Source organism: Deltaproteobacteria bacterium (assembly GCA_016931625.1).
GTDB lineage: Bacteria > Myxococcota > XYA12-FULL-58-9 > XYA12-FULL-58-9 > JAFGEK01 > JAFGEK01.
In genome coordinates, this window is record JAFGEK010000176.1 from 16,040 (window position 1) to 28,253 (window position 12,214).

Here is a 12,214-nt window from a genome sequence, read left to right on the forward strand (position 1 = left end):
AGTCGTGGTATTTGGTCGCCTTTTGCCTCGTGAAACAAGTTTTTTTGAATTTTTTGAAAAACACGCTCAATTAAGTTTACAGGGAGCAAAAGTTTTTAGTGAAATAGTTTCTAACTCCTTAAGTGTGCAAGAGGGTGCTCGACAGATAAAAACCATTGAGCACGATGCCGATACAGTAACACACGAGTGTGTTGCAGCTTTGCATAAAACTTTTATTACTCCAATTGAGCGTGAAGATGTGCATCGGCTGATTTCACGCATGGATGACATTCTTGATGCACTCGAAGCGGCATCTGAGCGTCTGTCTTTATATGAAATTGAAGAGATGACTCCTGAAATTCGTGAACTTGGTAAGGTGCTGGTCAAAGCTACTGAAAAGCTGGGGGTAGCACTACGCGGCTTGCGCGATATGAAGCATGCTGAACCAATTTTAGAGGCATGTGTTGATGTTAATCGTCTTGAAAATGAAGGCGACGCTATTTTGCGTATTGCCGTAGCGCGGCTATTTCGTGAAGAGAAAGATCCAATTACCGTTATTAAGTGGAAAGAAATCTACGAAAATCTCGAGACCGCAGCAGACCGTTGTGAAGATGTCGCCAATGTTGTCGAAGGTATCGTTCTCGAAAACGCCTAAGAGTTAACGATGGATTTTTTGCTAATTTGTATAATCGGTACTGTAGGACTCGCGCTTATTTTCGATGTAATTAATGGTTTTCATGATGCCGCCAATTCTATTGCTACTGTAGTTTCTACTCGTGTTCTCTCACCGCGTTTTGCGGTGTTATGGGCAGCTTTTTTCAATTTTGTGGCCATGTTTGTTTTTGCTCCCAAGGTCGCAAACACCATCAGCAAAATTGTCCATATCGATCCTAATGACATCGCTTTTGTTTATGTAGTTATGGCAGGACTTATTGGTGCTATTGTTTGGGACTTATTTACTTGGTGGTGGGCGCTACCAACTAGCTCATCGCATGCACTAGTTGGCGGTTTTGCTGGTGCTGGTGTTGCTTATGCTGGTTTCAACGTGTTGCATTGGGGCAAATTAATAAAGACAATGCAATTTATTATTATAGCTCCTATGTTGGGTATGGTTCTTGGTTTCTTGATAATGCTTATAGTTTTTTGGTTGTTTCGTCGCTGGCGACCTCGGCGCGTTGATACAGTATTTCGCCGGGCACAACTTGTTTCAGCGGCACTTTATTCTTTGGGTCATGGTGGTAATGATGCCCAAAAAACTATGGGTATTATTGTCGCATTACTTGTCGCTTCAAAATATATATCTCCGAATCATGTTGGTATTCCGTGGTGGATAATTTTATCTTGTCACGCAGCTATGGCACTTGGGACAGCCCTGGGAGGTTGGCGCATTGTTCGAACCATGGGCATGCGTATAACTAAACTTCAGCCAGTAGGCGGTTTTTGTGCTGAGACCGCGGGCGCCTTTACTTTATTTTTAAGCACTGTATTTGGTATTCCGGTTTCAACTACTCATACTATTACCGGTTCTATTATTGGGGTTGGTGCTACCAAGAAATTAAGTGCCATTCGTTGGGGAGTTGCCAGTCGTATTATTTGGGCCTGGATATTTACTATTCCGGTTGCGGCGTTAATATCAGCGGCGGTATTTAATATAATTAATCATTTTCATCCCGGCTTTTAAATATATTTTATAGTTAGCCGCATTAGTAGGATTATTGTATACATTATACCACAACCAAGTACATTAAGATCAATATATGTATGCTAAAGGATGTAAATTTATGCATAATAAGGTAAACTGTTTGATGTTATGTGCCGTAAATCGTATTTTGCTTTCCTGGCTGTTGTAGGTTGTTCTCTTTTTCTATTACAATGTAGCGGTCAACTACTGCTTTCAAGCGATGCTCTTTGCAGTGGCGCCAATTGCTATTGTACTGAAAAAACCGATTGTGGCGCGCAATATGATTGCATTGATCATATCTGCACTGAGATGCTTTGTTTGCCGGGATCTTATAGCGGTTTTTGTGCTTCAGGCCGCGAGTGTGTCAACGGTATTTGCCTTGAACCCGGCGAAATCGATTATTGTAATTGCAAACCAGAGCAAGGCTGCAGAGATGGTGTATGCATTGATATTAATGATGATAATCAATGCGGTTTGGATTACCCGATAGGTTACTGTGGTCATGGTTCGGTTTGTCTTGGTGGTGAGTGCATTGAAATCACTACTAGTAATGCCTGCAGTATTGAACGTCCAAATGGCTATTGCGCTGAAGGTGCGGTATGTGTTGATGGATATTGTCAACCGATAACCGATTATCCCTGCTTACCAAATCAACTTGATGGTTATTGTGTTTTAGGGCAGCAATGTGTTGAGCCAGGTATATGTGATTATATTCCATGCGGTAAAGATGCGCCCACCGGTCGTTGTGATATCGGATTATTTTGCGGCGCCAAATTTGAATGTATCAAACAAGGTACTTGCGATGGTGATACTGATTGTTTAGACCAACATACTTGTGAAAACCATCTTTGTGTTCGTGATACATCATGTCAAACGACAATTGATGATTGTTTATTAAATGAACATTGTACCAGCAGGCATGAATGTTTACCTTTAGATAAATGTTATGAAACCGTCGATTGTGATGGTACAGATATATGTTCAAGTCTAGGTAACTGTATTGCAGCAGGTACATGTGAAACTAAAAGCGATTGCGCTGCAAATGAGAAATGTGGCTCTGCTAATATTTGTTTAGGCGAAGGGGAATGCAGCGATCGACAAGATTGCCCACCTGGATATGGTTGTATATCAGGTAGCTGCGTGGTTACTGGTGATTTATGTAATTATTCTACAGCCACTAGTGCGATTCGTGGCGAAGCATGTCCTACTGCGGGCTGCGTATGTGAAGTGTATGAACGTTGCAGTAGTGCTGGTAGCTGTATCTTTTTAGGCAAATGTGTAAACAAAGCAGATTGCATTGATGGATATTATTGCAATAGTGAATATAATTGTCAGCCAGAATCTACTAATACTTGCAAAAAAGATGACGATTGTGATTCACATAATTGCAGTATCACCGGTGGATGTATCCCAGCTAATAGCTGCGTGAAACTTAATGATTGTGATACTCAGGGCACATTATGTAGTGGTGATTGGGAGTGTGTTGCTGATGCTACCTGTGGCTCTGCAGAGCCGGTTACTACAACTCGGGTTGCGCCCAATATGTTGATCGTGCTTGATAGATCAGGGAGTATGTATAACGAATTTGTGCATTACCCTTACAAGGATCGTTGGACCGCAGCCAAAGAAGCTATAAGTTCTGTGCTTAGCCAACATTCTACTGAGATCCGTTTTGGTCTGTCATTATTTCCAGATCCAGATGGTGGCATAAAAACATCTGGGACATATGATGTACCAGTAAATGACAATACTAGTGCATCTATTATTACATTTTTAAATGACCATCCTCCATGTAATAATTGTAATACTCCTACGCGAGCTACTATCGATAACGTAAAATTAACTCCAGGGTTATTTGGTGTTGGTGATCTAACTCGCGAAAATTATGTTTTATTAGTTACAGATGGCCAACCTAATTGTGAAGATGATTGTGATTATAATTGTGCATCACAGAGACTAAACGCAGCTATTAATAGTTTGCATGCAACAGAGGTCAATGGGCAAATTATTGATATAAAAACTTACGTAATTGGATTAAATCTAAATACTTCAAGCTATTTATTTGATACCCTAAATTGTGCTGCGGTTTATGGCCACACTAATACGGCATGCGGAATTACTACTAATACATGTGATTATAGTAGCTCAACACCTACTTGTACTTGTAGTGCTGAAACTAATAACGCATGCTTTGCACCGGCCAACGATCTTACTGCACTTAATACAGCTTTTGATAATATCGCTGGTCAGATCGCATCTTGTAATTTTGCCCTTGATACTGTACCGGCAGATGCATCATTACTTTATGTTTACGAAAATGAACCAAATACACCCGCATGCGAGCATGCGGCAGAATGTTTAATCGAGATGGATGCAACAAACGGTTGGACCTATGTTAGTTCAACTAATCAAATAGTGTTTCATGGTTCAGCGTGTGATAATGTTAAATCTGGCAACTATGTACCCTATGTTATTTATGGTTGTGCTGGAGTTGAGTAAGAATATTTTAAATAATATAATTTTATGTCTCTTATTTAGAGACAGTATTTAAATTTTCTATTGAATAAAGATCATTGCTATACTGTACTACTATGTACTTTTGAGTACGATAATGTAGATTAATTGATGCTATGATTAACAAAACTTTTCTCAGCCTAATAGTGATTTTTGCTTCAATATTTTTACTTCAATGTAGCGGCCAAATACTTCTGCCTGGCGAAGCCTTGTGCAGCGGCCCTGATTGTTATTGTATCGATAAATCTGAGTGTGGTGAACAATACGATTGTATAGATCATCGCTGTATTGAGAAACTTTGTTTACCAGGCTCATCAGATGGTGCTTGTCCTTCTGGGCGAGATTGTATTAATGGTATCTGTATAATAATCGGTACTACTGGTACTACTGGTACTACTGGTACTACTGGCACGACAGCTTATTATTGTAACTGTAACCCATCGCAGGGCTGCATCGATGGAGTTTGTTATAGCATAACTGAAGAAAACCAATGCCGCATTGATAATCCCACCGGGTTATGTGGCAATGGTAGTGTTTGCTTAGGTGGTGATTGTAAAGAGATCACCCCTAGCAATGCCTGCAGCAAAGAACGTCCAAATGGTTTCTGCGCCGAAGGATCGGTTTGCGATGGTGGATATTGCCTACCTATAACTGAGCGTCCTTGTTCTAAGGATAATCAAGATGGTTATTGTGTGTTGGGGCAGCATTGTGTGCCACCTGGTGAGTGTGAAGCTATCCCTTGTGGTAAATCGATGCCTAATGGTCGTTGTGACCCAGGCGAATATTGCAGCTCGAACTTTCGCTGCATTGCTGTTGGTACTTGTGATGGCGAGGCCGACTGTCAAGATCATTATAAGTGCAACAATACACAATGTATACGCGATTATTCATGCAAAGATGCTGAAAAAGATTGTTTAACCAATGAGCATTGTTCATCTACTAACGAGTGTTTACCAATAGGTAAATGCAAAAACATAGATGATTGTGGTAATGATGAGAAATGCTCCCAGTTTGGCAATTGTATAAACAAAGCTAATTGCGAAGCTCCAGGTGATTGCACTGATAATAAAAAATGCGGGGTTACCAATGTATGTCTTGCCCCTGGTGAGTGCAGAGATAGAGCTGATTGTCCTCCCGGCCATGGTTGTATCGATAAAAAATGTGAAATAACCGCTGATAGATGCAGATATTGTGCAGAACCTTCAACAACTTGTATTAGCGGTGAACAGTGCACAGGTAATGATTGTGATTGCGATTCTTCATATCAACGTTGTAGTACTGGTGGCTTTTGTCTTTTTAAAGGTCAGTGTGTAAATAAAGATGATTGTATTGAAGGTTATCTTTGTGGTGATGATTATAAATGTCAGCCACCAAATACGGTTGCCTGCAATTCACAAAGTTGTGGCCAAAACAAATGTAGTTTTACTGGCGGGTGCATTGCTCCTGATAAATGTGTAGTCACCAATGATTGTAGTAATGCCAATGAATTATGCAACGGTGATTGGCAGTGCAAAACCGATACTACTTGTGGTTCGTGGGCACCAGTTGCCACTACTCGTGTATCACCAAATATGCTTATTGTTTTAGATCGATCTTCCAGCATGACATTAGATTTAGGTAACACAAACATAAAACGCTGGGATGCAGCTAAAAGTGCAGTTAGCACCGTACTCGCAGAGAATACTGATACGATTCGCTTTGGCTTATCAATGTTTCCAGCAGGTAATGTTGAATGTGCAACTGGAGTGATGAATGTAGTTGTAGGTGACAATAAAGCGAGTGAGATAAACAGCACCCTAAATACAAGTGGTACGGGTCATGGTACATCTACAAGAGCTACTTTAGATAATATTAAAGATAATTTATCAACATTTGGTTTAGATGATCCAAATCGTGATAATTACATATTATTAGTTACAGATGGTGAGCCATGGTGTGAAGAAAATGGCTGTAATGCCACCTGTCGTGCAGCACGAGTGAATGCCTCAGTTAAAGCATTGTATGATCTTGGCATTAAAACTTATGTTATTGGGATAAGCATTGGTAATAGCGGCGCTGGTTTTAATTCATTAAATTGTGCCGCAGTCTATGGTGGCACCCAAACACAAGATTGCCCGATTACTACAGGTTCATGCCAAAGCGGTTCAACTAACACTTGTAGCTGCAATGCAAATTCACCCACAGCTTGTTACGCGCCCGCCGATTCTTTAGAAGGACTAAATGCTATACTTGCTAATATTGCTGGCCAAATTGTCTCTTGTACTTTTAGCCTTGATAACACAATTGATGATTTAAGTCGGCTATATGTGTATAGAAATGATCCAGAAAATACCTCACTTTGCCCACAGCCAAGTGAATGTTTGATAGCACAAGATAGTGTCGATGGATGGACAGTTAATAGCAATACTAACCAGATCGTCTTTAATGGCAGTAGTTGCGACAGCATAAAAGATAATATTTACCATCCCACCTTAGTATTTGGTTGTCCCGTGCCTGGCGAATAACATGCTATTTAGTCATATAGCAGAAAGTCACTATAATCAGCCTTGACTTCACTACGAGTACCATCACCATCTGAGAGAATTCCAACTCCAGCAATAGGTGGTGGTTTATCTTTAATATCACCACCAAAATAACGATGAAATTCATTAGTTATAACTATTGATTCATGATGCCAACTATCAGTGACTGTTGGAGGACCTTGGCGTACCACAACCTGCATCTTTTTTAAAATACCAGAAGTAGTTCGCCAATTGGCCCCAGGTGGATATTTTGTACTCCAGATGTATTTTATTACATAACGACGCAAACCACTGGCGAAAGTTAAATATACCGCAGCAGCATTATCCATATGGCCTTCAATTTTTTCGTCCGCATTGATTGGGAATTGCCCGACCCGCCAACGCCACGAAAAATAACGATAAGGCTTGGGGTTCTTAAGGCGATAACCCAAAGTCACAGTTTGTTGCGGCGGCCGATAATGAGCATGAATAAAAGCCTCACCCTGTTTGCTTTTGGTAAATGTATAATAGGTGTTACTACCAGAAAATATTCCCACCACTTGCCAGGCTGGACCAGGAGCAAGTTTTAAAATAGATGGCGTTTTTTGTTCTGCGTGTATATCAGCAATTAAGATTATTTGCGCTAAACCCAATAGCGCTGGTAGCCAAATTAATAACTTGAGTTTTTGCAAATAAAGCCGGCTCATAATTACCTAGCAATCAACGTCACTATAACTTAAAAGCATTAAATTATGCCAGCTTTAGAAAATCTTGCATCACGTATTATAACTTATGCATCCAGATTAGCTCACCATATATATGAACATACGGTTTCATATCTTGCTATAGTTTTTTTGTTAACTGTAGCATCGTTATTTTTAATGACCAGGCTAGAGCTAAAAAGTGATTTCATTGAACTATTGCCACAAAATTATCAAAGTGTACGTGATTTACGTTTAATTATTAGTAAGGTCGGAGGAATTGGGCATTTATCTATAGCGATTGAATCAACTGATATAAAAGCATCACAGCGTTTTGCTGATGATTTAGCAGAAATATTACATCGTGATTATCGCGACCGAATACGCTATGTTGATTATAAAATTGATAGCATTACAGCATTTTATAAAAAATATGCTGGTCTGTTTATCTCTCTTACTGACTTAAAAGATATTGAGCAGCGTTTGCACGAACATATCGATCGTGAAAAACGTCGACATATGCCTTTATTTATTGATTTGCTTGAAGATGATGAAGATTACAATGAAGCGCAAGCGCTTAATTTTGATGATATCAAAGCAAAGTATGAAAAAAAACAACATGGCACTAAAAATTATATAGATGGCTATTATACTGGTGAAGATGGTCATTTGCTCGCTATGTTATTAAAGCCACAAGGAGGCAGTACCAATGTAACTGCAATAGCGCGATTGCTTAAAGATATCAATGTCACCATAATGGGGCTTAATCCCAAAAGCTATGCGCCAGATTTACATTACGCCTTTGCAGGTAGTTATGCGATGGGTCTTGAGGAATATGAAACTTTAAAAAGTGATATTCTGGGTACTGCAATTTTATGTTTAAGCTTGATTGGTTTGGCGATATTTATATTCTTTAGACGTATAAGAGCTGTAGTATTATTAGGTCTTTCTAGTATCGTAGCGGTTTGCTGGACTTTTGCTATTGCGCAACTAACTATTGGTTATCTCAATACGGTAACGGCATTTCTTGGCGCCATTGTTGCCGGTGCCGGCATAAATTACGGCATTATTTTTTTGGCGCGCTATTTTGAAGAACTGCGGCTAGGGCATGAAATAGCAGCGTCATTGTCAATCGCAATAAGCAAAACCATAATGTCTACTTTCGCAGCCGCGGTTACCACCGCCGTGGCTTTTAGCGTCTTTGGTTTTTCAGAAGTTAAATCATTTTCTCAATTTGGTTTGCTTGGTGCACTGGGTGTGCTTTTTATGTGGATCGCGGCTTACACTTTTTTACCCGCGATGATTGTTTTGGCAGAGCGTTTCTGGACTTCAATAAATAAAGCAAAGCACCAAGGATTAATGAGTGATGAATTGTCTTTGGTTTTTTTACATGCGTGTTGGCGTCGACCTCGTTTAGTTATAAGTCTCTTTGCTATTGCAGGTATAATCGCGATAATAGCTTTTATTCATTATCTACCTAATGCTCTCGAGTATGACATTTCACGTTTGCGTACTAAAAGTAGTATGAATTCAGGCACTGCTAAACTTGATGAGCGCATAAGCAAAATTTTCCCACGTTCAATGACACCAGCAGCACTATATGTCGGCAGCCCTGAGCGGGCAGCTGCAGTATGCAAAGCTTTACTTGAACATAAAAAGCTTGCTGGTGATGCAGCGGGCATAGAACGCTGTCGTTCGATTTATTCATTTTTACCTGAACAACAACCAGAAAAACTTGCAGTTATTAAAGATATTCGCCACTTACTTACTGATTCTTTAATTAAAACATTAGCGCAAGAACAACAAAAAGAAGTTAGAGAATTACGCGATTCAATGCCAGAGCGTGTACTTGGTATTACCGATGTACCTGATGAGATGGCCCACTATTTTACCGATACCGAAGGTAAAATCGGTACGTTTGTATATGTTGACCCTCGGGCTGGTCGCAATCTTTGGAATGCCAAGAATTTAATACGTTTTACTAATGATATTCGTCGTATTACCCTGAGTAACGGTGAAATTATGACATCGTCTGGAGAGGCAGTGATTTTTGCCGATTTATTGAATCTACTTAAACGAGATAGCCCACGAGCGACTTTAGCCTCGTTTTTAGGTGTATTTTTAGTGGTATTGCTAATGTTTCGTGGTTTTAAACCGTCAATTTTTGTCTCGCTAGTATTGCTTAGTGGCACTATATTGATGTTAGGTTTAATGGCGCTATTAAATATAAAACTAAACTTTTTTAATTTTATGGCATTACCAATGACTTTTGGTATTGGGGTTGATTACTCGATAAATTTATTTCAGCGTTATCGTGAAGAAGGCAGGGGTCATATTGATAAAGCTTTGCGTCGCACTGGGTCGGCAGTTTTTTTGTGTTCGCTAACAACTATTATCGGTTATGCGGTATTAATCGTTGGTGATAGTCGAGCATTAATGTCATTAGGATGGTTAGCAATTCTTGGAGAGTTTACTTGCATTACGGCAGCAATGATTGGTATGCCAGCTTTAATAAATTATATTGAGACGCGAGTGAAAATAATAAATGACAAAGAGTAATAACTAGCTATTGGAGAAGCGTTAAATGAGGGCAATCAAACATTGGTATAGCTTAATAATAGTTATCATGCTTATATTAATAATAGGGCTACAAAAACCATATGCTAAACCTCCACAACCTAGAGAGTTACAAGAACAAATCGCAAAGTATCTGATAAAAATGCTGCGTCATCATGAGATAAACTTTCGCCTTCAGGCTGCAGAGAGATTGTGCAGTTATGGCGAGAATTATTGGGAAGAATCAGTTGAAGGTTTATTGCAACTTTTTGCTAAAGAAAAACATACTTACATTCGTTATCAAGCATTTAAATGCATAAAAGTACTGCTTTTATATAATAGTGAGTTTACTTTAACCTACCCCAAGTTGGCAAAGCAATTTGAGCTTTTAATACAAAAGGCCATACAAGATAAGTCGCCAGATATTCGGTATGAAGTGAATCAATATTTAAAAGCAGACAAAGTAAAAATTGCTAGTGACAATAAAATCATATTACAAAAAGCAGGTATTACTAATCCTGATAAATATTTTGAGCAACCTCGTTGTATACCTGGTGGCGGTTGTTCGCCAAGATTACAGATAGAACAACTCAAACCTATAGCAGATACACTTATTTCTTCGCTAGTTAAATTAGTAAACAATAGTAGTGAAGCAATTGAAATTAGAAAGGCAGCATTAAATTTATTAAGTCAGCTAATGTTGCCACAAGCGATTAGCGCTATTAATAAACTTGCAGAAAACTTCAAGCAAATTGATCCTGCAATGCAACTTGAGGTACTTATTTATAGTGTAAAATATTCTCCGATAACATCGGCACAACTAAATTATCTAATCAAACTTCTAGATTCTGAAGAAGCCTATAAACGTACAATGGCGGCGGTTTTATTGTCGAAAACTCCAAATTCGCTAAGTTATTTAGATAAGCTAATCCAATTAGCATCCAAAGATGAAATAGTGAATGTACGAGTTGTCAGTATGCAAATCATAAATGAAATGGTGAAATCGCTACCGTCATATCATGATAAACTTGTTAATGTTTTAATGCAAAACTTACAGAGCGAATATTGGATAGTAAAGGCTGCAGCGGCTGAAGCTTTAATTAGTATAAATAAAATAAAACCTGCAGCTATGCTCTTGACCAAAGCTAAGACAAATAAATCGGCTCTCTGGGCGCCTGATGTTACCAGAATGCAAGCTGAAGATGCACTGGTACAAATCCCTATTTTGCAGGCTTTAGGCGCAGTAAAGTCTTTAGCAGCAATCGCGGTACCTCAAATTATACCGATGCTGAAAAACAAATATACCAGTGAAGAGGCGGCTAAGACCTTAGGTGAAATAGGTGAAGAAGCTAAAGAAGCGGTACCATCGTTAACCCGTTTATTAAATGATCCTAAACTCGTTGTTAGACATGAAGCTATAATAGCTTTAGGAAAGATTGGTACAGCAGCTGATAGTGCTGTTACAGCCCTAGTATATCTTTATAAACATCCTAAAAAAACTAGTGGAGATGAAATTTTAGATTCAGATTACAGTGAAAAGACGATGATATTGCAAACCCTTAAAGCCATTGATACACCAAAAGCAAATCATGCTCACAATCAACTACAGCAATAAACCAATAATGACAATCACAAAATACTAAATATAATACGCCGGGTTTTAATAAACACTATTGCCTTTACCACTATTGATTATTTATGGCGATGTTTACGTGTGTAATAGTCAATAAAAGCGGCGGATAAATTATGCTTTGAATTTTGCGTTTTTAGATGAAATCGCCAAGCAAGCATGCTGATTAAAAATAATATTATAAAAACAGATAAAATATTATTAGATGTGCTAGCGCAGCCTTTCTTAAGATTTTGAGAAGCAATAGTTGGTGAAGTTTGAGATTTATCATTACTTGCTATTACCAAATTAACGCTAGTGCGAGTGGGTACATTTTCTTCGCGATTGGGGATTTGTGGTATAACCGTATCAGTGGCTAAGTCTGTTTGCCATACTAGAATAATGCTTGTTGGAGATATTTGATGCATAAAGGGGGTGCGTATTAAAGCGGCAACGGGGGGGTGGATTGTTAGGATTATATTTGGGCGTAAAAGAAAATCACCAATAGTGAAAAAACAACCCCTAACAACGAGCTATTTAACACAAACAACCCTTATTGCTACCGCTATTATATAGCGTAATCTACTTGAATAATTGTACTGTTATCGAATCGAATATTCAATTATGAAACTACAAACTGTAATTTTAATTTCAAAATAATTTTATGTAAAAA

The 12,214-nt window shown here is 38.8% G+C and carries 8 protein-coding genes; 6 read left to right on the top strand and 2 right to left on the bottom strand.

From position 1 onward, the window contains the following. Nucleotides 1-4: 4 nt before the first annotated feature. The 4 genes from JW841_15240 (at nucleotide 5) to JW841_15255 (ending at nucleotide 6,678) form a co-directional block, all read left to right on the top strand. Nucleotides 5-634 (top strand): DUF47 domain-containing protein, encoded by a 630-nt coding sequence (locus JW841_15240; protein MBN1962289.1) that lies wholly within the window; start codon nucleotides 5-7, stop codon nucleotides 632-634. A gap of 9 nt (nucleotides 635-643) precedes the next feature. Beyond that, the gene (locus JW841_15245; protein MBN1962290.1) at nucleotides 644-1,660 is read left to right on the top strand and encodes an inorganic phosphate transporter; all 1,017 of its coding nucleotides are present in this window, start codon (nucleotides 644-646) and stop codon (nucleotides 1,658-1,660) included. Nucleotides 1,661-1,789: 129 nt separating this feature from the next. Beyond that, nucleotides 1,790-4,159: a hypothetical protein gene (locus JW841_15250; GenBank protein MBN1962291.1), complete on the top strand. Its 2,370-nt coding sequence runs from the start codon at nucleotides 1,790-1,792 to the stop codon at nucleotides 4,157-4,159. 161 nt (nucleotides 4,160-4,320) lie between these two features. Further along, complete coding sequence (locus JW841_15255; GenBank protein ID MBN1962292.1) at nucleotides 4,321-6,678, top strand: VWA domain-containing protein; 2,358 nt, start codon at nucleotides 4,321-4,323, stop codon at nucleotides 6,676-6,678. An 8-nt stretch (nucleotides 6,679-6,686) separates the two neighbouring features. Here the strand turns inward: JW841_15255 and JW841_15260 are convergent, their stop codons facing one another. Next, on the bottom strand, nucleotides 6,687-7,382 hold the full coding sequence (locus tag JW841_15260) for a DUF3047 domain-containing protein (protein ID MBN1962293.1): 696 nt from the start codon (nucleotides 7,380-7,382) through the stop codon (nucleotides 6,687-6,689). Between the two features lie 45 nt (nucleotides 7,383-7,427). Between JW841_15260 and JW841_15265 the strand changes: the two genes are divergently transcribed. Then, entirely contained in the window at nucleotides 7,428-9,935 is a 2,508-nt protein-coding gene (locus JW841_15265; protein ID MBN1962294.1) for an MMPL family transporter, read from the top strand. A 25-nt stretch (nucleotides 9,936-9,960) separates the two neighbouring features. After that, nucleotides 9,961-11,547, top strand: coding sequence for a HEAT repeat domain-containing protein (locus JW841_15270; GenBank protein MBN1962295.1), 1,587 nt, complete (start codon nucleotides 9,961-9,963; stop codon nucleotides 11,545-11,547). Nucleotides 11,548-11,624: 77 nt separating this feature from the next. Here JW841_15270 and JW841_15275 read toward each other — a convergent pair whose 3' ends face one another. After that, a complete protein-coding gene (locus JW841_15275) occupies nucleotides 11,625-11,969 on the bottom strand; it encodes a hypothetical protein (protein MBN1962296.1) in 345 nt (114 codons plus the stop codon). Between the last annotated feature and the right edge of the window lie 245 nt (nucleotides 11,970-12,214).

Bases quoted from the DNA above. Each gene is read 5' to 3' on its own strand.
- JW841_15245 (MBN1962290.1), top strand. From the start codon at position 644: ATGGATTTTTTGCTAATTTGTATAATCGGTACTGTAGGACTCGCGCTT.
- JW841_15275 (MBN1962296.1), bottom strand. From the start codon at position 11,969: ATGCATCAAATATCTCCAACAAGCATTATTCTAGTATGGCAAACAGAC.
- JW841_15265 (MBN1962294.1), top strand. From the start codon at position 7,428: ATGCCAGCTTTAGAAAATCTTGCATCACGTATTATAACTTATGCATCC.
- JW841_15270 (MBN1962295.1), top strand. From the start codon at position 9,961: ATGAGGGCAATCAAACATTGGTATAGCTTAATAATAGTTATCATGCTT.
- JW841_15260 (MBN1962293.1), bottom strand. From the start codon at position 7,382: ATGAGCCGGCTTTATTTGCAAAAACTCAAGTTATTAATTTGGCTACCA.
- JW841_15250 (MBN1962291.1), top strand. From the start codon at position 1,790: ATGTGCCGTAAATCGTATTTTGCTTTCCTGGCTGTTGTAGGTTGTTCT.